The sequence below is a fragment of the Mycobacterium sp. DL440 genome (assembly GCF_011745145.1).
Taxonomy (GTDB): domain Bacteria; phylum Actinomycetota; class Actinomycetes; order Mycobacteriales; family Mycobacteriaceae; genus Mycobacterium.
Genome location: NZ_CP050191.1, coordinates 112,736 through 134,252 on the forward strand (window position 1 = coordinate 112,736; position 21,517 = coordinate 134,252).

Genomic DNA, 21,517 nt, shown 5'->3' on the forward strand with positions numbered 1-21,517 from the left:
GGGGGAGGCAAGGCCCGGACGCAATCCAGCGTCCGGGCCTTTGGCTTGCCGTCACCGGCTCGTATGGTGGGGGTATGGGCGGTACCGCGTCATTGCCGCCGGGGCCTCCATTACCTCGGTGGGCGCAGGCTGCGGTGATGATGCGCCACTGGCCGCGCTTCGTATCGGCCTGCCGACGACGCTACGGCGACGTGTTCACGTTGCGTGTCGCGGCGATGGGCACCATGGTGTACCTGGCCGACCCCGCCGACATCAAGGTGGTGTTCGCCGGGGATCCAACGATCTTCCATGCCGGAGAAGCCAATTCGGTGCTCAGTGCGTTGCTCGGCGACAGTTCGGTGCTGGTGATCGACGAGGATGAACACCACGAACGTCGGCGACAGATGTTGCCGCCGTTCCACCGCGATGCCGTGGCCCGCCAGACCGAGATCATGGCCGAGATCGCCGCGGAGAACATCGCGGGCTGGCCGGTGGGAACCACGTTCCCCGTGGCCCCGAAGATGGCCGAGATCACGCTGGAGGTGATCCTGCGAACGGTGATCGGGGCGTCGGATCCGGCCCGGCTGGCCGCGTTGCGTGCGGTGATGCCGCGGCTGCTCAAGGTGGGTCCGTGGGAGTTGATGGCAGTCGCCCGGCCGGATTTGTTGCAGCGACGCCCGTGGCGGGCCCTGCGGCAGAACATCGAGGAGGCCAACCGGCTGCTGGGCGCCGAGATCGCCGAGCGTCGCGCCGACCCTGAGTTGGAGTCGCGCACCGATGTCCTGGCCATGTTGGTGCGGTCCACCGATGAGCGCGGGCACACGATGACCGACGGTGAGCTGTGCGATCAGCTGATGACCTTGCTGGTCGCCGGGCATGAGACGACTGCGACGGCGTTGTCGTGGGCGCTGGAACGGTTGACCCGTCATCCCGCGGTGCTGGACAAGGCAGTGCAGGCCGCGCGTACCGGCGATGACGAGTACCTCGACGCCGTGGCCAAGGAAACCCTGCGGATCCGGCCGGTGGTGTTCGACGTGGGCCGGTTGCTCAAGCAGCCGGTCGAGGTGGCCGGCTACCGGCTGCCGGCCGGGGTGATGGTGGCTCCGGGTATCGGGCTGGTGCACGAAAGTGACGACGTGTACCCGGATGCCGACCGGTTCGACCCGGACCGCATGCTCGGCGTGACGCTGGGGCCCACCACCTGGTTCCCGTTCGGCGGCGGCAACCGTCGCTGTCTGGGAGCCACGTTCGCGATGGTCGAGCTGCGGGTGGTGCTGCGCGAAATCCTATGCCGGGTAGATCTTTTCGCCACCACGGCGGTCGATGAAGGGCAGCGCGTCAAGCACGTCACGCTGGTACCGAATCGCGGTGCGCGGGTCTGTGTGCGGGCGCTGCGGGAGCCTTCGGTGGAGGAAGAGCGCAGCCGGGCAGAGGCGGCCCCGCGCTAGTCGATCCGGTAGTCCGGCAGGTCGAGGTCGTCGCGCAGACTGCCGGCAAACAGCCCCGCCACTGGACGTCCCAGGTTCATCGCGCGCATCGCCACATCGCCGATCAACAACACCCGGTTGTCGGACCAGCGGTCCATCCGGATCTGGCTGACCACATCGAAGAAGAGGTCGTCGACGCCGCGCCGATGACGAGGTCGAAGTCGTCGGTCGGTCCGTCCTCGAACGTCACGCGTACCCCGTCGGGGCCCTGGTCGATGCCGGTGATGCTGTCGTTGAACACGGTCGGCACGGTGTCCTCGACGGTGCGGTAGATGGCGGCGGCCAGGTCGCCGCGCGGCAGGCTGGTGAAGTCGCTGCCGACCATGCGGCGGAACACGTCGACGCGGAGTTCGGCGCGGGTCGCCCGGCGACCCCGGCCCCGCTGATGGCGATTCGCATGACAACTCGATGCTACGGGCGGTTCGGCCATGTTGGGCGTCACATCGAAAGGCCCGGACGCCGTTGGCGACCGGGCCCCTCCTGCCCCCTGGCCCATACCCTACGTCCGGTCCACCCCAGGCGCAACAGCGTAAGCCAACAGTGTTGACAATCGCCGTTGGGGCGCGTTGACTTGAGTCCTGATCCAGTCCCGCCACGCGGTGCGATCGCTCGCGCGGGCGAATCCAGCCGAGTCTGTCCGACCGGCCACTCGGGCCACCTGCGTGCCCGATTTCGAACTGGATGCCCTGCAACGTCCCGCTCGGCGGGCAGAGAAGAAACAGACCATGACGCACATCACCGAACCCAGGGTCATCGGAAACCATGCCGATATGGGCCCGTCGCCGGCCAAAAAGGCTGAAAAACAACATGATTCATCTACCGTCGCGACCGTCGCGGACGTGGTTCAGGCGAGTAGGAGCCGCTGGACTGTCGCTCCGATCGCGCCGCCGGCCGAGGCGCAGCTCGACTACGATGCGGTTGGTGAGTAGTAACTTTTGCCGTTTGGATGCCCTGCCATGAAGCGGGACGTGCGCGCACAGCTCGACATCGACATCGACGTGCCGACGACATTGGAATTCCAGATCGCCGTTGCGCCACATCCGAACACCGAGGTGTCCGAGTCGCTGTCGTTTGTCCTTGATGGAAAACAATTGCAGTCCTTGGAGATCAGCGGTACCCACGGCAACCGCATCCACAAGTTCGATGCCGAGGTGGGCAATCTCCGCGTCGACTACACCGCGACGATCATCGGCCGGACCGATCCGGCACCGGTCACCGAATACGACCTGTCGATGTACCTACGGCCGAGCCGTTATGCCGAGGCCGACAAGTTCTATGGTTTCGCATCAACGGAATTCGGGCGCTACGTCAACTCGGCGACGCTGCTGGAGAAGGTGTCCACCTGGGTGGGCAACCGGCTTGCTTATGTCCCGGGTTCCAGTGATCCGATCGATGGCGCGGTGGACACCCTGCTCGCCGGCACCGGTGTGTGCCGAGACTTCGTGCACCTGGTCGTGGCACTGCTACGGGCAGTGAATGTGCCCGCGCGCGCCGTTTCGGTGTATGCGCCGGGTTTGAGTCCGATGGATTTCCATGCCGTCGCCGAGGCGTTCGTCGACGGGCACTGGCGGGTGGTCGACGGGACGCTGTTGGCGCCCCGGCAGAGCCTCGTGCGCATCGCCACCGGTCGCGATGCAGCCGATATCGCATTTCTCGACAACCACAAGGGTGCGATCACCTTGAACACTATGGAAGTGACCGCAGTCGTCGACGGTCAGCTGCCGGTCGATTCGGTGGACCAGCTGGTGTCGATCGGCTGATCGGGATGTCATCGGGTGCCTTCCATGAGTGACGACAGGTCGACGGCGGAGCCGCAGAATCCCGGGCGGGCTGATGCGGAGGACGCCGACCTGCGGTCCGGGATCGAAGACCTCGCGGGTCTGGTCGCGGGTAGTCAGGCGTTGCCCGAGGTATTGGCGGAGGTCGCGTCGTTCGCGGTGCGCGCGATACCGGGCGCCGACGGCGCGGGGGTGACGTTGTTGCGGACCGACCGGACGGACAACAGGATCGCCGCATCGGCGGCCAGCGATCCGTTTGTCGCCCGGATCGACGAGATCCAGTTCACGACGCTCGAGGAAGGGCCGTGCATCACGGCGGTTCTGGAACGCCGGACGGTGCGGTCCGGTTCGCTGGGTGGAGAGATGAGGTGGCCGCGCTTCGGCCCGCGGGTGGGCCGATTGGGTGTGCACAGCGTCCTGTCGCTGCCGCTGCTGGTGGCCGATCAGGTGGTCGGGGCGATCACCCTGTACGCACACCGCAAAGACATTTTCGATGACCGTGCAGTCGAACTCGGGGAACTGTTCGCCAAACCGGCGGCCGTCGCAGTGCACAACGCACTGATTCTCTCCGACGCGATTGCCTTGACCGCCCAGTTGCAGGCGGCACTGTCGACGCGCCCGGCGATCGATCAAGCAATCGGACTCATCCGTGGACGCACCGGGCGCAGCGTCGAGGAAGCATTCGCCCACCTGCGCATGATCAGCCAGACCGAACAGCGCAAACTTTCCGAAGTGGCACAGCGCCTCGTGGACGAGGCCGCTCGCCGTGCTCGGGTGCGACACAACCGGGCGGACTGACCCGGGCGCTGCTCGCACGCCGACCGGCCTCACCGCGCCGGCACCTGACCGCGGGTGTAGCGTCAAGGGTGTTGGGAATCCAGCCAGTCCGGGATGAGTCAGCTGTCCGCCGTTGATCTCACCGAGCAACCTGCTCGCGCCGGACACTCCGGTGACAAACCGTAAGTCGGGATCACCTTGTACGCTCCATCCGTTTTTGACCTCGCACCGTTCCCCGTTATGCGGCCGAGAGTCCCGGAGCCGTTGAATTTCGGATTTCTCAGCACCTACCCACCCACCCCGTGCGGTCTGGCCACGTTCAGCGTCGCCCTTGCGCGCGGCCTCGCCGCCGACGGCGCCTGGGTGAACGTCGTGCGGGTTGCCGATGGATCCACATCCACCAGCGGACACGTCGTCGGCGAACTGACCAGCGGTTCGGCGGCGTCGGTCGCGTCATCCGCAGATCTGCTCAACCAGAACCACATCGCGGTGATCCAACACGAGTACGGCATCTACGGCGGTGCCGACGGCGATGAAGTCGTGGATATTATTGGCAGACTGGATATTCCGTCGATCGTAGTTCTGCACACGGTTCTCGCCGCACCGACCCGACATCAGCGCCAGGTCCTCGAAGCGGTTGTGGCGCTGGCGGATCGGGTGATCGTGATGTCCGAGGCGGCCAAATCACGCCTGTGCGCGAACTTCTTCGTCGACCGGCGCAAGGTCCTCACCGTCCCGCACGGTGCAACCATTCCGACCCAGGCAGCGCCAAAACGCGGAGGTAGGCCAACATTGTTGACCTGGGGACTGCTGGGCCCGGGCAAGGGCCTCGAACGGGTCATCGACGCGATGGACGGCCTGCACACGCTCAACGGCAGGCCGCAGTATCTCATCGCCGGGCGGACACATCCCAAGGTTCTTGCCGCCGACGGGGAGTCATACCGCGACACTCTGGTCGAACAGGCGCGGAGCCTGGGCGTGGCGGATGCGGTGTTCTTCGACGCTGCGTATCGCGCGGTGCCCTCGCTGAACGCGCTGGTGCAGTCCGCGGCCGTGGTGGTGCTGCCGTATGACTCCACCGACCAGGTCACCTCCGGCGTACTGGTCGATGCGGTGGCCAACGGGCGACCCGTCGTCGCCACAGCGTTCCCGCACGCCGTCGAACTGCTCGGTAGCGGGGCCGGCATTGTCGTCGACCACGACGACCCGGACGCACTCATGTCCGCACTGCGCCGCGTCATCACCCAGCCACGGTTGGCCGGTGCCATGGCGGCCGAGGCCCGCCGACTCGCCCCGACGATGGCCTGGTCTGTGATCGCCGACGCGTACAAGACTGTCGCGCAGGAGATCTTGTCCGAGCGGGTGGCGTGAGGATGACGGACACTCCATCACCCCGATACGACCATCTGTTGCGGATGACCGACGGTCGCGGCACGTTCGAACATGCCCTGCTGGTAGAGCCGCGAATCGAGAATGGTTACTGCACAGATGATATGGCCCGGGTATTGGTTGTCGCCGCCCGCGAACCCGGAGCCGGTTCGGCCGTGCACCGATTGGCCGGTGTGGCGGTGCGGTTCTTGAATGAGGCGCAATCCCTCGACGGTGCCTGCCGGAACCGGATGGACAGCGCCGGCAACTGGGTCGACGAGCCGACGGTGGAAGACTGTTGGGGGCGTTGCCTGTGGGGGCTGGGAACCGCTGCGGCCCATAGCAATGTCGTCGCAGTCCGCGCCATGGCGGCCATCCAGTTCGAGCGGGCAGCCCAGCGACGGTCGCAGTGGCCGCGGGCGATGGCGTTCGCCGTACTCGGCGCCGCCGAGCTGCTCACCGTCCAGCCCGGACATGCTCTGGCCCGCGCATTGATCGACGATTACGTCTCGGGCCTGTCCGCACCGAACGGAGACCCGGCTTGGCCGTGGCCCGAGCCGCGCCTCTCGTACGCGAATGCGGTTCTGCCCGAGGCGATGATCGCCGCGGGTGTCGCGCTCGAAGACAGCGCGTTGTGCAACCGGGGTGTGGAGTTGCTGGGCTGGCTGGTGGACTGCGAGACCGGGGACGGTCATCTGTCGCCGACACCGGCGGCAGGCTGGACAACCGGTGAGCCACGGCCCGGATTCGACCAGCAGCCGATCGAAGTCGCGTCGCTCGCCGACGCGTGCGCCCGCGCCGGCGCCATCGACCCGGGTGCGATCTGGCCGGACACCGTGCGGGCCGCCGCAGCCTGGTTCCAGGGCGACAATGACGCCGGGGAGTTGATGTGGGATCCCGAGACGGGTGGGGGATTCGACGGCTTGCGCGCCGACGGGGTGAACCGCAATCAGGGCGCGGAGTCGACGCTGGCCGCGCTCTCGACGTTCCAGCAGGCTCGACGATTGCCGTAGGTAGCCAATGACATCGGTTCGAGCCGCCCTCGTCACCCGCAGCCCGCAGCGCCTGGCCGCCGACCCCGCCCGCGTCGTCTCGCGGCTGTTCGTGCCGGGCCAGGAGGGTTTCGAGATTCACGAGTCCCGGGCCGGCGCCGTCTTGGCGCGGCTCCTCGATCTGGGCGAGGCCGAGGTGCGTTCGACTCTCGACGACATCATCGCCAGGCACGGTGGGCGCCATCGCGACCTCGTCGGCACATTTCGTCGTCATGCCGCAGAACTCGCCGATCGACTGAATCCCGGTCGCGAACTTTCCGAATCGCGAATGCTGTTGCTCGGCGCGATGTTCACCAACGAGTACGCCGTTGAGGGAGCAGCGCTGTGTAACCCCAGCATCGTCGCGCACCCGGACCAGTCGGGAACCGCGGCGGGCAGCCTGAGGTTCGTGATGAGTGTGCGGGCCATCGGGGAGGGGCATCGGTCGACGATCGGGTTCCGCACCGGCACTGTCGATGCGGCCGGTGACGCGGTGATCGACGATGCGGCACCATTCGCCACGGTGGGGGTGACCGTGCCGACTCTGCTCGACGCGGCGGTGTTCCGCAGCGAGCTGGTCGGGCTGGGTGATGCGGGTGAGTCCGCCGAGTACGTCCTCGGCCGGCTCGAAGACCGTTTCACCCGCGGTGAACTGGAGACGCAACTCGACCACTTGCTGGGGCATCGCAGCACACGACGGCGCGCCCAGGAGGCCATTGCGTTGATGCGGCGAATTGCGGACCGGTCCTACGCGGTCGAATTCCCCAGGGATACAGTACTGTCCGAGCAGATACTGTGGCCTGCCACCGAATCCGAAGCGGCGGGGATGGAGGACGCGCGATTCGTCCGCTTCGTCGACGACGACGGTTCGGTCGCCTACCACGCCACGTATACGGCGTACAGCGGTTCCCGTATCAGTCAACAGATGTTGACGACCAACGACTTTCGCTCATTCACCTCGGCACCGATGGTGGGCCGGGCCGCAGCCAACAAGGGCCTGGCGTTGTTCCCGCGGCGGATCCGCGGCCGGTTCGCGGCGATGTCGAGATCCGACCGAGAGTCCAATACCGTGGCCTACAGCGACCACTTGGCGGTGTGGCCGAATTCGGTGCCATGCCAACAGCCGGTAACGGCCTGGGAAGCACTACAACTGGGAAACTGCGGTTCACCGATCGAGACCGAGGCCGGGTGGCTGGTGCTCACGCATGGTGTCGGCCCGATGCGCACCTACCGTATCGGGGCAGTCCTGCTCGACCTTGAGGATCCGACCCGGATCCTCGGCCGGCTCACCGAGCCGCTGCTGAGTCCCGGTCCGGACGAGCAGTTCGGCTATGTCCCCAACGTGGTCTACTCGTGTGGTGCGCTGGTGCACGCAGGAACTTTGGTGCTGCCATACGGGATCGGCGATGCGGCAATAGGCATTGCCACCGTTCCGCTGGCCGAGCTCATCGCCGCGTTGCTCGATGGCGAGCCGCTGGCCGCGGGTGGGTAACGGGCGGTAGCCGATCTCTGTCAACAATGTTGACGTACACTGTGGGCCCGTGCTGCGTTCTGGCGTAGGCCGGTCACTTGGAGGTTTTGCCACGATGGTCAGACAGGTATCCGCCCCCCGGCGTGGTGCGGACGGGCAGGTCAACCGATCGGTGATCCTGCAGTCCGCCCTGCGGCTGGTGGATCGTGACGGTGTCGATGGTCTGTCGATGCGCCGCCTCAGTGAGGAGGTCGGCCGGGACCCCGCGGTCCTCTACCGGCATGTGCCCAACAAGGCCGCGTTGCTCGACGGGGTCACCGAGATGGTGATCGGCCAGTTGCGCGTGGACACCGCGGATCCAGACTGGGCCACCCAGCTACGCACGGTGGCGCATGACTTTCGCCGGCTGGCTTTGGCGCACCCGAACATCGTGCCGCTGATGGTGACTCGCCCGTTGGCCACCCCGCTGGGGCAGCGTCCGCCGGGGATGCTGCGGCCACTGGAAGACGTGCTGGCGCTCCTGACAACCGCCGGCTTCTCCGGGCGTGATGCCCTGCACATCTACCGGATGTTGTTCGGCTATCTGCACGGGCACATCCTCACCGAGTTGCAGGAGGTCGTCGAACGGCCGGAGGAGTCCGACGATGTGCTGCGGCTGGGTCTGCACCGGCTGTCCGTCACCGAGTTCCCGCAGGTGCGCGCACTGGCATCCGCGCTGGGGTCCTACGACGGCGCAACTGAACTGGACCGCGGGCTCGACGTGTTGTTCATCGGGTTGGAGGCCACCATCGGCAGGAGTTCCCGAACGTCCGGCTGATCTCCAGGTAGGCGTGCCAAGCTGGGGTCATGGCTGCGAAACGCTCCCCGCACCGTGCCGATCTTGTGCTTTCCGGCGGCGGGGTCAAGGGCATCGGCCTGGTGGGCGCCGTCGTCGCGCTCAAGGAGGCCGGGTACGCGATCGAACGGATCTCCGGAACCTCGGCCGGTTCACTGGTCGGCGCCGTGGTGGCCGCGGCTGAGCAACGCCACGAGCTGACCAATGCGCAGCTGCACGAACTGGCATTGAATGTGCCCTACCGCAAGTTCCGCGACAGCGGGCCCATCGAGCGCATCCCGGTGCTGGGTACGGCGTGGGGACTGCTGCGCGAGACCGGTATCTATCGCGGCGATTTCGCCTACGACTGGATTTGCAGCGAGCTGAAGAACCTGGGCGTCAAGACCTTTGGCGATCTGGCGATCACCGATGATCACCTGCTTCCTGAACGGCGCTACCGGTTCGTCGCCACGGTGACCGATGTGACGACCGGGCAACTGGTGCGCCTGCCCTGGGATTACCGGCGTGTCTATGGCCTGGATCCCGACGAGCAACTCGTCGCCGACGCCGTGCGGGCCTCGATGGCGATCCCGTTCCTGTTCCATCCGGTCACCCTGAAAACCGCTGACGGGCAGCCGTGCACGTTGGTGGACGGTGGGGTGTTGTCGAACTTCCCGATCGACTCGTTCGACCGACCCGACGGTGACGAGCCGCGCTGGCCCACCTTCGGGGTGACGGTGGTGCCCTATCTGCCCGCGCCGTCGGCCGAGGAGCTCATCCCCGGATTGGGGATGCTGCGCTGCGGCGCGCCGACCTTCCTGGAAAGCCTGCTCACCACCATGCTGGTCGGTCACGACCAGGCCCATCTGAGTCTGCCGTGGGTGAAGGTGCGTGCGATCCAGGTGGATTCGACCGACGTCGGTGTGCTGGACTTCGACATCACCCGCAACGAGGCCGAGTGCCTGTACGACAAGGGTTACGCGGCGACGGCGGAGTTCCTGTCCACCTGGGACTGGCCGGCGTATCTGGATCGCTTCCGCCGGGCACATCGGGTGGATCTGTCGTAGTGACCGGGACGACACCATGACGATCAGATACTCCGCCCCGGGCCGGATCAACCTGATCGGCGAGCACACCGATTACAACTTGGGCTTTGCGTTGCCGATTGCCTTGCCGCAGCGCACCTTTGTGAGCTTTGATCCGGACTCGTCAGGTGTGCTGTCCGTGTCGAGTGCGTTGGGTGGCGGGCCCGTGCGGATCAGTCTGGACACCGTGCCGGGCGAGGTGACAGGCTGGGCGGCGTACGTCGCCGGGGTGGTGTGGGCGCTGCTGAATGCCGGGATCGCGGTGCCGGGCGGGACGATGGCGATCACCAGTGAGGTTGAGGCCGGGTCGGGACTGTCGTCGTCGGCGGCGTTGGAATGCGCGGTGCTCGGCGCGCTGCTCACCGCCGTGGGTGCCGATCTCGATCGCGTCGAGCAGGCCCGGATCGCTCAGCAGGCGGAGAACGAGTATGTCGGCGCGCCAACGGGACTGCTCGATCAACTGGCGTCGTTGTTCGGTGAGCGCGGGCAGGCGATGTTGATCGACTTCCGCGACGTCACTGTGCGGTCGGTGCGTTTCGATCCCGAGGCGGTCGGGGTGGCGCTGCTGTTGATCGACTCACGGGCCAGGCATGCGCATGCCGGTGGCGAGTATGCGGCCCGGCGGGCATCATGCGAGCGGGCTGCCGCCGATCTCGGGGTGGCCTCGCTTCGTGAGGTTTCTACCGCGTCAGCGCTCACGGCGGTGAAAGATCCGATCGATGCCCGGCGCGCACGACACGTGCTGACCGAGAACCAGCGGGTGCTCGATTGTGTTGCGGCGCTGGCATCTGCGGATTTCGCGGCGGCTGGCGCGCTGTGGACCGCATCGCATGCCTCGATGCGCGACGACTTCGAGATCACCACCCCGCACCTCGATCTGATTGTGGCGGCGGCCGTGCAGGCCGGTGCGCTCGGGGCGCGGATGACCGGCGGCGGGTTCGGCGGCTGTGTCATCGCGCTGGTGCCGGACGAGCGGGTGAACGCCGTCGGCGAGGCGGTGGTCCGGGCGGTGTGCGAGGCCGGATATCCGGAGCCGGGCATCACCGAAACCCATGCTAGTGACGGCGCGGGGCCGGTTACCGCAGCTTGACCATGCGCGTCGTCGAACTCTCATCGAGCTCGACCACATCGGACCGCGACCGCAGAAAGTCGCTGAACGACTTGAAGCCCAACGATTTCTCGCTGAACGACGGGTCCATTCGTTTCATCTGCCTCTTGACCGCGGAGTTGTGCAGCCACTCGACATCGTCCTTCTCCAGGCCGATCTGAAGGGCGCGGGTGAGCAGCGCTGTCGCCTCAGCCTGTGGGTCGGGTTCTTCCGTCTTACGGGTACGCCTCTGCTGTCTGGGTTCGGGCTCGGGTGTGATCGTGGGGATGCCGGGTAGCGCGTCGTAGACAACGAACTCGTCGCACGCGGCGGCCAGCATTCGGCTCGAGGAGCCGGCCACTCCGATGCCGACAACGTAGCGGCCCAGCCTTTTACAACGCTGAGCGAGCGGGATGTAGTCGGAGTCGCCGGCCACGATCACCACGTGGGTGAGGTCGGGCAGACGGAACATGTCCTCGACTGTGTCGACGGCCAGGCGGATGTCGGCGCCGTTCTTGCTGTACGCGGCGGTGGGGAAGAGCTGCACCAGGTCGACGGCGCGACCGACGAGCTGCTCGCGGTATCCGGCGTTGAGGTCGGCCGACCAGTCCGCGTAGGCGCGGGTGAGGACCAGCGTGCCGAACGACGAGGCGAAGTCGAGGATGGCACCGAGGTCGACGGTGGCCTTGGTGAGCTTGTCGGGTTCCAGGCCCTTGGCCTTGTCTTTCTGAAATGAGTTTCGGCCGTTGACCTGGTCGTAGCGGGAGATGACGATGTTGTCGAAGTCGAGGTAGACCGCGACGCGGGTGTCGAGTTCGGTCATGAGTCCTCGGATTCGGGTTGCCCGATCAGGTTGCGGGCGCCGGTGGGGCCCAGCAGTTCGCGGAACGCCTGCACAGTGTAGCCGACGACGGTGGCGTCGGTTTTCGCTCGCGCGGTGGCGGATCGGGGCAGGCTGAACAAGGGACCCATCTCTCCGAAGTAGTCGCCGGGGCCGACGACCTTGATGACTTCCTCACCGCCGCTGGCCAATTCGCGGGCCAGTTCGATCTCACCCTCGGTGATGATGTAGATCAGGTCGCCCATCTCGCCCTGGGAGAACAGCACCTCGCCGGCCTCGATGGTGACGGTCTCGGTGTTCTGATGCTCGACGGCGACGTGCGGCACGAGCTCCACCACGTGGTCGGCCAGCGGCAGGATGCGGGTGTCGTGGGTGGCGACGACGACGACGTGCTCGCCGCTGGCGAGCTCACGGATGAGCCGGAGCACTTCCTCGACCTGGATGAAATCCAGATGTGCGGTCGGCTCGTCGGCCAGAATCAGCGGCGGATCGAGGGCGATGGCGCGGGCCACCGCGACGCGCTGTTGCTGCCCGCCGCTGAGATCGCCGGGGCGATGATGCAATCGGCTCTCAAGGTTGACGCGCGTGAGCAATTCGGTGGCCCGTTCGCGGGCCTCATGCCGTGTCCTGCCCGCGGCGCGCAGGGGCACCATCACGTTTTCCAGCGCGGTCAGGCTGGGCACGAGGTTGAAGGCCTGGAACACGATGCCGACGGTGTCGCGTCGGTAATCCGAGAGCGCTTTCTTGTCCAGTGTCGTCACGTCGATGTCGCCGAACTCGATGCGGCCCGCGGTCGGTTTGAGGATCCCGCCCAGGCACGACAGGAGGGTCGTCTTCCCGCAACCACTGGGGCCCAACAGGATTGACAGCGATCCGGCGGGGACCTCGAGATCGAGGCCGTCGATCGGGCGTACCGCGTAGCCGCCGCTGGAGTACTCCACGACGAGGTCTTTGACGAGTAAGTCGGCCATGTCAGGGACCTCGGAATGCCAGTGCGGGGTCGACGTTCACGGCGCGGCGCAGCCCGGCCACGCTGGCCAGCAGGCCGACCACGACAGCGACGATCGGCAGCGCGACGAATGCCACGGTGGGCACGTCGCAGCGCATCGGGAAGAGCGGTCCGAGCAGCAATGACAGCCCCGCGCCCAGCACCGCGGCCAGCAGCGCGACCGTCACGGCCTGCATCGCCAGGCCGGCCATGATGGATCGGCTGGCCACGCCGACGGCCTTGAACACCGCGAAATCGCGGGTGCGTTCCAGCGCCGACAGATAGATCACCGAGCCGACGATCAACACCGCGACCGCCCACAGCAGGCCGGCCATCAGACTCATCGCCTGGTTGGCGCCCCGCAGTGCGCGGACCATGTCGTCGATGGCGCCCGACCGGTCCACGATGCGGAATTCCGGTGGCGGCGGTCCCGGGGTGCCGACGATGCCGACCGAGGAGATCAGCTTCTGCCCCGAGAACAGCAGCTGCTGGGCGCCGGGCACCGTCAGGTAGATGTTGTCCTGGGCGGCCAGGGCGGTGAGGTCATCGACGAGGCCGACGACGCGCAGCGTCGCCGCCCCGACCGGGACATCGGAGCCGATCGGCTGGTCCATCGTCGTCGACACCACGACCTCGTCGGGGGCGTGCGCGGCCCGGCCGTCCTTCAGAGCCGGTGCTCCCGGGCCCGTATCGGGCACGCCGAACACATTCACGTTGCGTGGGGTGCCGTTGTTGGGGATCGTCGACGAGCCGTAGACGAGCGGGACGGCGGTGGTGACGCCGGGCAGGCGCGCGGCACGCTGGACGTCGGTGACGGGCAACGGTGCCGAACCGAGGAATGGGCCCGCCGCCCCGGCCTTGATCATGTAGGCGTCCAGGCCCAACGCGTCGACACTGCGTTCGGCCTCGACGCGGAAACCATGGGCCAGGCCCGTCAACACCAACGTCATGGCGAAGACCAAGCCGGTGCCGACGGCGGCGATCAGGAATCGCCGTCGCCGCCACTGCAGATCGCGTAACGCCGCCATCAACACGTCAGTGCCCGCCGCATCTCTGCCGACGTTACCGAGATGGGTGTGGCGGGTGGCGGTTATTGGGGCATTTGGTGTGTGGGGTGTGGGGCCTGCCGATCACAGCAGTCACACCGGTCACGGATTTTCGGAGGGAGGGTCGCGGTGCCCGCCTGTGAGCGACTTTTCAGCGACAACCGCCACTGATACAACACCTGCCTCGCACGCCCCTTTGTCGCTGAGCATTTTCGCCCATCCAGTACCGCTGGACCCATCGGTCTCACCTGTCCAGTGCCCGGTTATCAGCGACACGGTTCGCTGATAACCGGGCGTCCCGAAATCTGATGCACATGAGACTGCTGATGCCTGTCGTGATGCAAGTGTTGATCGACTACGTGACCACAGATGCTCACGGTACTTATGAGGCGATTGTCGCTGAAAAGTCGCTCGCAGCCGGGCAAGTCGGCACATGTTTCCCGCCCGCGACAAGCCGCTACCGCTGACCCAGGCGCGCCGGAGTCCCAGCAGGCCTACCGCGCCGCTGGGTGCCCGAAGCAGTGGGCGGCGCATATTCGACGTCGGAAAGGCTCCGCGCTTGATGGGGTGGAGAACGGAGTCGGTGGTGGCGTACGAGGACATCGTGCGGACCATCCGGCCAGCCTCACCCGGGCCTGGGACGGCGATCAGGCCCGCCACAACGAGCCCCGCTGGGCGGGCAGCGTCGACTGTGCGGATGCCGCTGAATCGGATCGGCTGGGCGCGAAGGAATTTGGCTTCGTTCCCACTCTCACTATATGGCGGGAGGTGGGGCTTGCGGCAAGGCCCCTGACGTGCTGCACAATCTTTCGATCCGTGACGAGATGGGGGATGTTGTGACGAGCACGCCGAAACCGTTTGAAGTGCACGAGTCGGGTGCGCTCCTGCACGGCACCAAGGCCGACCTGGCGGTGGGGGATTGCCTGGTGCCCGGGCGCGAGTCGAATTACGAGGCAGGACGGATCATGAACCACGTGTACGTCACCCGAACGTTGGACGCCGCGGTGTGGGGAGCCGAGATGGCAGTAGGCGAGGGTCGGGGCCGCATCTACATCGTCGAACCCGAAGGTCCGCTGGAGGACGACCCGAACGTGACCGACAAGAAGCTTCCCGGAAACCCGACCCGCTCCTACCGAACCCGCGGGCCGGTGAAAATCGTCGGTGAGATCACCGACTGGGTGGGGCATTCACCCGAGCAGCTTCAAGGCATGCGGGACACCTTGGCTGACCTTCGGCGGCGCGGGCTGGACGTCATCTACGACTGATACTTCACGGGCCTTAGGTGCCGAGGCGTGTCACGCTCAGTCAGACCAATGTGACGGCGGCCGGGACGGTGCGATTTCCTCGCGGTGGCCGCATCTCTGCCGACGGGCGCACAGTCGGAGGCGGGGCGCATGGCTGGGCGGATCATTGAGCACGTCGCCGGTACCTGGAAGCCCAACGTGCATCGCTGATCGCGCTACGGCAATTGCGGGTGGGCGTCGTGCCATGCCCGCCAGATGTCGGCGAGCGACAGTCACCTCCAGAAGGTCCACATCGCCGTTCTCGGCTCTCGGTCCATAGCGGCATCACGAGACGGCGGTCAGTTGAACGCCGTGCTGCCGGACACGGCGTGCGTCGTGCTGATGAGCTTGGCGTAGCAGTGATTCCGATCGAAGCCGTGGTCGCTGCACCAGGCCAAGGCGCCGCTCGCATTGGGATAGGTGATCGGCGCGATGGTGACCCAGAAGTTCGGTGCGTCGAACGTCGACCAGTCACCCGACCACAGCAGTTTGGCGCCGTACTCCTGGCGCAGTCGCAGGTGCTCCTCCAACGTCAACGCGTTGTCCCAGACGACGCCCTGGTCGACGACTCCCGGTCGCTTGGAACTCAATTGCGGCACCCACCGGTCGGATCCCTGGGTACTCACGACGGTGTGGTCGCCCAGAGCGATCTGGCGTAGCTGCGAGGAACTCGACGCTTCGGGGTTGCGGGCCGCAGTCGGGGTGTACGACGGAGCGGGAGGCGTCGTCGGGGCCGGCGCCGTCTTGTATACGGTCGGCCCGGCGACGGTCACGCTCGGCGGCGGAGCGAGCGCCGATGTCTGCGCTGGCGTCGAAGTATCAGTCTGCCCAGAGTTTTTCGACAGCAGCAGACCGATGACCAGACCCACCGCGCCCAGCAGCAACGCACACACCAGCCCGACCGCCGCCAGCGGCACCATCGATTGCCGCGGCGGCGGGCCTGGATCGACGGTGCTGGACGCGAAGTGCGCGACGACCGGTGGTGCGCCGAGCGCGGGCGGTGAAACATAGGGCGCCATCATGGTTTCGGCGCTGGCCGCGATCCGCTCGTCCGTGGTGTGCAGCGCGCGTTGCGCGGCGCGGCCCAATGCGCCGGCGCTGCCGTAGCGGTCGTCGGGCTCCTTGGCCATGCCGCGCGCGATGACGGTATCCAGGGACGTGGGGATTCCCGACTGGGCGGTACTGGGTCGCGGTGGCGGGCTGGAGATGTGTGCGGCGATCAGGTGTTCGTGGCTGTGGGCGGGGAAGGGAGCGTCGGCGGTCAGCGCCTCGTAGAGCACGCAGGCCAGCGCGTAGGTGTCGGCGGCGGGCGTGCACGGCGCCTCGCCGAACCGTTCCGGGGCCATGTAGCTGAACGAGCCGATCCGCACGTCGGCTTGGGTGAGGGACGAATCGCCTTGGGCCTGAGCAATACCGAAGTCCAGCAGGTAGGCGAAGTCCGCGGAGGTGACGATGATGTTCTGCGGCTTGACGTCTCGGTGGATCAGCCCGCGAGTGTGAGCGGCGTCCAAGGCTGCGGCGATCTGCTCGACGATGGCTACCGCGCGGCGCGGCTCGAGCGGGCCGGTGTTGATGAGGTCGTGCAGGGTCTCGCCGCGGACCAGCCGCATGTCGATGTAGAGGTTGCCGTCGATCTCGCCCCAGTCGTGGATCGGCACGACGTGAGGCTCCTCCAGACCTGCCGCCGCCTGCGACTCGCGGAGAAATCGGGTCCGGAACTGCTCGTCGTGCGCAAACTCCGCGCGGAGGATCTTTAGCGCGACGGCCCGGCCCTTGTCGGTGTCGACAGCCTCGTACACCTCGCCCATGCCGCCACGGCCGAGCAGCGCGGTCAGCTCGTACTTGCCGAACCGGGCGCCCACGCGCGGGTAGTTCTCGACCATCCTGTGCCTCCTCGACTGGCGAACAGGCGAACGTAGCGCGGGACGCCGACAAGTTCGGTCGTGATTGGCGCCCCGCTGGGCCCGGCGTCGGCCGTAGGCTCGTGAGCATGCGATTCGCCCCCGTCGTCGGCGCGCTGTTCGTGGCGGTGATGGTTGGCGTGAGCGGCTGCACCGGTGCGCCCGACCGTGAAGAGGAAGCCAGCGACATCCGGAATCACATCGCGGCGATGCCGGGGGTCTCCGAGGTCGACCTGATCTATGACAACGGCATCCTCGAGGGCACCCGGTTCGAACTCGAGGTTTCGATGGACCAGGCCACCGATCAGCAGGTCGGCGCGGTGGCTGCGCAACTCGACGGGCTGCGCGGCGAGGACTTCGCGAAGTTCGACCAGCGGATGAAGATCATTGTGGCCAAACAGACCTCGCTCGTCGGCAGCGCCGATCTGCCCGACGACGTCGAGCACGTGACCGGTCTGGTACGCCGTCTTCGTGCCGACGTTCCGGCCGGGGAAATCCGGTGGTTCGGTGGTGCCGGGCCTGACGCATCACGGCTAGAGATCCGGGATGCCGAGGAGCCTGACGCTGCGGTTGACGCGATTCTGCGTATCTTCGCCGGCCGGCCACCGAGCGATATCGAAGTCGCCCCCGCCGACCGGGTCGGCGATGCGCACTGGAAGATCTTCACCCGGTTGTCACCGGCCGACAAGCAACGCGTCGACCGGCAACTGGCCGCGGCGGCGCCCGCCGACCCTGGGTGGATCAGCGTCCGGGACGGGCGGGTCGAGCACCTGACGTTCGGCGTGCCGACACGGGCGACGGCTTACGACGACATCGTGCGGACCATCCACGCGATCGAGGCCGGCCCGGACCATCCCGCCAGCCTCACCTGGGTCTGGGCCGGCGATCAGTCCCACTACAACGAGCCACGCTGGGCGGGCAGCGCCCAGATCGGCAAGTGCGACTACGTCAATGGCGACCGCACCAAGAGTGAGCCGCTCGTACCCGAGGCATTGGCGCTGCAGCAGCGCATCCGCGATGAGTTCGATACCTGCCTCAAGTAGCAGCTGATTCCGGTCAGAGCTGGCCGGCCGGGGTCAGCTTGATGGCGGCGAGGTGTTCGCGGTCGACCGCCTCGGTGATTCAGTGAGCACGGCCAGAGGCACCGGTTGGACCGGCCGTCCAGCAAATCCACAGGCTACGTCCAGGATGAGCCTGAGATGATTGCTGTGAGTGCGGCGGGGCCAGCATGGCTCTCGAAGAATTGTGCATCTTGGGGGAGAAATGGCTGATCTGAGGGTGACACCGGAGGTGTTGCTTCAGGTATCGACGGAATTCGGGACTGCAGAACAGCGGCTACGTGACGGCCTCGGCGTGCTGGATAGCGAGGTCTCCCAGATGCTGGGGTCGAGCTGGATCGGGGGTGCGGCATCGGCATACGACGCAGTGTGGCGCGAGTGGCATGAGGGCTCGTCGAAGGTGCTGCGGGGCCTGACGGCCATGTCGAACTTGTTGAGCTCAGCCGCCGCGCGGTATACGGGCACGGATGGAGACGGCGGGGCAGCCATCGCAGGATCGGGGATGTGACGGCATGGACGCATTCAAGGTAGATCCGGCGATGTTGTTGGCGGCTGCCGACCGGATGTCGCAATTCGAGCAGCACATGGAGCAGACGCTGGCGCAATTGGCGGCAGTCGAGCATCAACTGGGCACGTCCTGGGACGGCGAGGGCGGGCAGGCGCAAGCCGCTGCCCAGCAGCAGTGGACCGAGGGCGTGGCCGAGATGCGACAGGCACTGGCCGATTTGCGGTTGGTCGCCGAGGGCGCACACGAGAACTATCACAGTGCAGCGCAATTGAACTTGCGTAACTGGGGCTAGTCGGTGGGCGGGTACGAGGTCGATCCGGCTCAGTTGGCTGCATCCGGGAAAACTGTTGGTGAGCAGGGGGATGCACTGATAGCGGCGCTGAATGCGCTGGAATCGGCATTGTCGGGATCTGGATTGATGTGCGGCACCGACGGATCGGGCATGTCATTCTTCAGCGACTACCGCAAGGGTGGGCAGTCGGTGATCTCGGCAGCCGAGTCGGCGGTGAATGCTTTTCGCAATGTCGGCTACGGCGTCGAGGTGTCCGCGCACAACTACGCGATCAGCGATGCGGCGTCCACTCTCGGGGGCGGCCGTGAATCGATTCCGGTGCCAGCCGAACCAACCAAGTACACGGCATCCGGGGTTCCCGGCCAATCGGGGCCGGAAATCCCCGAACCCAGCTTGTGGTCGTTGGTCCAGCCGTTTACCGGCGGGGCTTGGCCGAATGGCAATCCGGACACTATGGCAGCCGTCGCGGACGCGTGGCGTGCTCTTGGTACGGCGATATCGACAGCATCGGGCGATGCCGGTGACTGTGTATCGAGTGTGTCCGGTCATGACATTCCCGAATTGGTGCATATCACCGATGCGCTGAACACGTTGACCAGTAGCAGCAATGAGCTGGCCGGCAAATGCAGTTTGACTGCTGAAAAGCTGGATTCGTTTGCCGCCCAGGTGCAAAGCTCGCAGGACGCCATCCGCGATCTGCTGCACCGGCTCAGTGCGTCCGGGATTCTCAGCGAGATCGGGAAGATCTTCTCCGGCCACAACCCGATGGATGACCTCAGAGCGATCGGCCACGACATCTCGGAGGTCCTGCACACCCTCAGCCGTGAGTTGGACGTCTGCGCCTCGGGCTTCCAGATGCTGATCGACGGTATGGATGGATTGCTCCGCAAATTCGAAGAGTGGGACCGCAAGGAGTTCACCCGGTTCTTCGGCAACGACGTTGGCAATGCGCTGGCTGGTGCTGTCAATGTGCACACGCAAATCGCTGAGGGCGTGGTGAAGTCGGGGCTTGAAGTCGGGCAGTCGGTTCCGGCGATGCTCGCCCACCCGGAGGAAACCGCGAAGGGCATCTGGGACATCGACAAGAATTTGGCGGAGTTCTTCAATCCGGTCGATGTGGTCCTCGATCCGGAAGGGCATCAGAAGGCCGGCGATCATCTTATCGATACTGTCAAAGCTGTTGTAGATACCAAGGATTGGTCCAGCGACCGTCCGCTGGTCGGGCTAGGCGACAATCTCGGAAATATCGCGCAAGTATTGCTCCCCGGGGTGGGAGAAGCCAAGGCCGGCGTCACAGCCGGGAAGGTAGGGGAGGAAAGCGCCCAAGTAGCCCGCGCCGAGGGTGCTACAGCACGCGGAAGCCTGAGGGCGCTCGGTGAAACCAGTGGCAAGGAGATCGCCGACCAGGCCGGCAAGATCGGCAAGGATCTCGACGGGCTGGGTGCCAGACCCGTCGATGCGCCCAAGGCTCCTGAACCTGCGGCGCGGCGGGCGGAATCGGGACCTGCAGCGGGGGCGAAGCCGGCCGATGACGGTGCAGCAGCGGGGAACACGGGTGCGGGAAAGGCCCCTGTCGACGCCGCAGCACGACCGGGCGGGGATCCTGCGCCCACCTCGCATGGGCAGGGGACATCACCAACTGGCGGTGAAGCAAACGCGGGTGCACCGCACAGCGAGGGAACCACGCCACACGGTTCCGGTGCCGAACCGGCGATAAGCGGGCACGGGCCCGGAGAGCCTGCGGCGGGTGCAGTCAACGGAAATGGCTCACATGCGCCAGCGCCCTGGCATGCGTCGACCGATGCACTGCCGGAAGGTGCAACGCACCCTTCAAACCATGGGGATTCCCAACTGGGTGACCACCATCCAAGTGACGTTCCTGGCCACAGCGAGCCTAACAACGGTGAATCAGTCCATCCAGGAGACGATCCGAACGGGAACGGACCCAAAAATGAGGTGAATAATCCTCCGCACACAGGATTGCATGATCCACCCATGAATCATGGTATGCCGGGCGATAACTTACCGGACCTCACCGGCGTGAACCAGGAGTATCGGCTTCCCGATGGCGAGGTCGATCCGGCTAGATTCGGAGAATGGGCGCAGGAGGTATCGGATGCATATCCTTCACTCACCAAGGATGGCGTTGAAGGAGTGTATGACTATACAACCGAGAACTACGACGGAATGAATCCGTACCTCCGTAATATGGATCCATTGGAGACCCATCAGCAGGATATTCTTGATGTGGACGCCATTGGTAATATGACGGACGAGCAAAAGGCGGCGTGGGAAGCGAGAATTACCCACACAGACGATGGTCTTTCGGGTCTACCACCTTACCGTGCCGATCCCGATGACGCGATTTCGGAAACATGGCGCGGATTGCGTGCCCCAGACTCGTTGCTGGATCAGTTCGTGGAAGGGCAGTTATTCAGCGATCCTGCGTATCTGAGCACCTCGACGGACTCGCATGTCGCTGAGGTATTCGCCAGAGGTGCGGGTGAAAATCAGACGCCTACCTTATTGAAGGTAGAGGGCTACGATGGAGTCGATGTCAGGCAATTGTCGCGATACATGGGAGAATCCGAAATACTCTTTCCGCGGGGCGCGGAGTTCGAGGTGGTCTCTAAAATAATGGGAGATGATGGCATCTTGCGAATAGTCCTGAGGCAGATGCCTCGATGACTACGACATTGACTAGTGCCGCCGCTGTTGCTGAC

Annotated in this window: 21 protein-coding genes; 15 read left to right on the forward strand and 6 right to left on the reverse strand. The window is 65.8% G+C overall.

Annotated features, from left to right (window positions below; genetic code table 11):
* Positions 1–74: 74 nt before the first annotated feature.
* Positions 75–1,427, forward strand: a complete 1,353-nt coding sequence (locus HBE63_RS00505) for a cytochrome P450 (protein WP_166902367.1) — start codon at positions 75–77, stop codon at positions 1,425–1,427.
* Here HBE63_RS00505 and HBE63_RS31805 read toward each other — a convergent pair.
* The gene (locus HBE63_RS31805) at positions 1,424–1,564 is read right to left on the reverse strand and encodes a hypothetical protein (protein ID WP_371814863.1); all 141 of its coding nucleotides are present in this window, start codon (positions 1,562–1,564) and stop codon (positions 1,424–1,426) included. The two genes, HBE63_RS00505 and HBE63_RS31805, sit on opposite strands and share 4 nt — an antisense overlap.
* On the reverse strand, positions 1,531–1,896 hold the full coding sequence (locus tag HBE63_RS31810; protein ID WP_371814864.1) for a hypothetical protein: 366 nt from the start codon (positions 1,894–1,896) through the stop codon (positions 1,531–1,533). Before HBE63_RS31810 ends, HBE63_RS31805 begins: the two co-directional genes overlap by 34 nt.
* Before the next feature lie 232 nt (positions 1,897–2,128).
* Between HBE63_RS31810 and HBE63_RS00515 the strand changes: the two genes are divergently transcribed.
* The 9 genes from HBE63_RS00515 (at position 2,129) to HBE63_RS00555 (ending at position 10,880) form a co-directional block, all read left to right on the forward strand.
* Positions 2,129–2,395 carry a hypothetical protein gene (locus HBE63_RS00515; RefSeq protein WP_166902368.1) on the forward strand — a complete coding sequence of 89 codons (267 nt, stop codon included), beginning with the start codon at positions 2,129–2,131 and terminating at the stop codon, positions 2,393–2,395.
* Positions 2,396–2,422: 27 nt separating this feature from the next.
* Positions 2,423–3,226, forward strand: a complete 804-nt coding sequence (locus tag HBE63_RS00520) for a transglutaminase family protein (protein ID WP_208301266.1) — start codon at positions 2,423–2,425, stop codon at positions 3,224–3,226.
* A 24-nt stretch (positions 3,227–3,250) separates the two neighbouring features.
* Complete coding sequence (locus tag HBE63_RS00525; protein ID WP_166902370.1) at positions 3,251–4,042, forward strand: GAF and ANTAR domain-containing protein; 792 nt, start codon at positions 3,251–3,253, stop codon at positions 4,040–4,042.
* 219 nt (positions 4,043–4,261) lie between these two features.
* Entirely contained in the window at positions 4,262–5,392 is a 1,131-nt protein-coding gene (locus HBE63_RS00530) for a glycosyltransferase (protein ID WP_166902372.1), read from the forward strand.
* Positions 5,393–5,394: 2 nt separating this feature from the next.
* Positions 5,395–6,402 carry a glycosyltransferase gene (locus HBE63_RS00535; RefSeq protein ID WP_166902374.1) on the forward strand — a complete coding sequence of 336 codons (1,008 nt, stop codon included), beginning with the start codon at positions 5,395–5,397 and terminating at the stop codon, positions 6,400–6,402.
* A gap of 7 nt (positions 6,403–6,409) precedes the next feature.
* Entirely contained in the window at positions 6,410–7,912 is a 1,503-nt protein-coding gene (locus tag HBE63_RS00540; protein ID WP_166902376.1) for a glycoside hydrolase family 130 protein, read from the forward strand.
* A 94-nt stretch (positions 7,913–8,006) separates the two neighbouring features.
* Entirely contained in the window at positions 8,007–8,708 is a 702-nt protein-coding gene (locus HBE63_RS00545; protein WP_166902378.1) for a TetR/AcrR family transcriptional regulator C-terminal domain-containing protein, read from the forward strand.
* A 29-nt stretch (positions 8,709–8,737) separates the two neighbouring features.
* Positions 8,738–9,772, forward strand: a complete 1,035-nt coding sequence (locus HBE63_RS00550; protein WP_166902380.1) for a patatin-like phospholipase family protein — start codon at positions 8,738–8,740, stop codon at positions 9,770–9,772.
* A 16-nt stretch (positions 9,773–9,788) separates the two neighbouring features.
* The gene (locus HBE63_RS00555; RefSeq protein ID WP_166902382.1) at positions 9,789–10,880 is read left to right on the forward strand and encodes a galactokinase; all 1,092 of its coding nucleotides are present in this window, start codon (positions 9,789–9,791) and stop codon (positions 10,878–10,880) included.
* Here the strand turns inward: HBE63_RS00555 and HBE63_RS00560 are convergent.
* Genes HBE63_RS00560 through HBE63_RS00570 form a run of 3 tightly spaced genes read right to left on the reverse strand, consistent with a single transcriptional unit; the run spans position 10,867 to position 13,740 of the window.
* A complete protein-coding gene (locus HBE63_RS00560) occupies positions 10,867–11,700 on the reverse strand; it encodes an NYN domain-containing protein (protein WP_166902384.1) in 834 nt (277 codons plus the stop codon). The genes HBE63_RS00555 and HBE63_RS00560 overlap by 14 nt on opposite strands.
* Positions 11,697–12,689 (reverse strand): ATP-binding cassette domain-containing protein, encoded by a 993-nt coding sequence (locus HBE63_RS00565; RefSeq protein WP_166902385.1) that lies wholly within the window; start codon positions 12,687–12,689, stop codon positions 11,697–11,699. The genes HBE63_RS00560 and HBE63_RS00565 overlap by 4 nt, the downstream gene beginning before the upstream one ends.
* Before the next feature lies 1 nt (position 12,690).
* Entirely contained in the window at positions 12,691–13,740 is a 1,050-nt protein-coding gene (locus HBE63_RS00570; RefSeq protein WP_166902387.1) for an ABC transporter permease, read from the reverse strand.
* 836 nt (positions 13,741–14,576) lie between these two features.
* Between HBE63_RS00570 and arr the strand changes: the two genes are divergently transcribed.
* On the forward strand, positions 14,577–15,017 hold the full coding sequence (gene arr, locus HBE63_RS00575; RefSeq protein ID WP_208301385.1) for an NAD(+)--rifampin ADP-ribosyltransferase: 441 nt from the start codon (positions 14,577–14,579) through the stop codon (positions 15,015–15,017).
* Positions 15,018–15,334: 317 nt separating this feature from the next.
* Here the strand turns inward: arr and HBE63_RS00580 are convergent, their stop codons facing one another.
* On the reverse strand, positions 15,335–16,918 hold the full coding sequence (locus tag HBE63_RS00580; RefSeq protein WP_166902389.1) for a serine/threonine-protein kinase: 1,584 nt from the start codon (positions 16,916–16,918) through the stop codon (positions 15,335–15,337).
* A gap of 107 nt (positions 16,919–17,025) precedes the next feature.
* Here HBE63_RS00580 and HBE63_RS00585 point away from each other — a divergent pair, with 107 nt between their 5' ends.
* The 4 genes from HBE63_RS00585 to HBE63_RS00600 all read left to right on the forward strand — a co-directional run bounded on the left by HBE63_RS00585 (position 17,026) and on the right by HBE63_RS00600 (position 21,482).
* Positions 17,026–17,979 carry a hypothetical protein gene (locus tag HBE63_RS00585; protein WP_166902391.1) on the forward strand — a complete coding sequence of 318 codons (954 nt, stop codon included), beginning with the start codon at positions 17,026–17,028 and terminating at the stop codon, positions 17,977–17,979.
* A gap of 220 nt (positions 17,980–18,199) precedes the next feature.
* Positions 18,200–18,502: a WXG100 family type VII secretion target gene (locus tag HBE63_RS00590; protein WP_166902393.1), complete on the forward strand. Its 303-nt coding sequence runs from the start codon at positions 18,200–18,202 to the stop codon at positions 18,500–18,502.
* A gap of 4 nt (positions 18,503–18,506) precedes the next feature.
* Positions 18,507–18,794, forward strand: a complete 288-nt coding sequence (locus HBE63_RS00595; protein ID WP_166902395.1) for a WXG100 family type VII secretion target — start codon at positions 18,507–18,509, stop codon at positions 18,792–18,794.
* Positions 18,795–18,797: 3 nt separating this feature from the next.
* The gene (locus tag HBE63_RS00600; protein ID WP_166902397.1) at positions 18,798–21,482 is read left to right on the forward strand and encodes an ADP-ribosyltransferase; all 2,685 of its coding nucleotides are present in this window, start codon (positions 18,798–18,800) and stop codon (positions 21,480–21,482) included.
* The last annotated feature ends 35 nt before the right edge of the window (positions 21,483–21,517 follow it).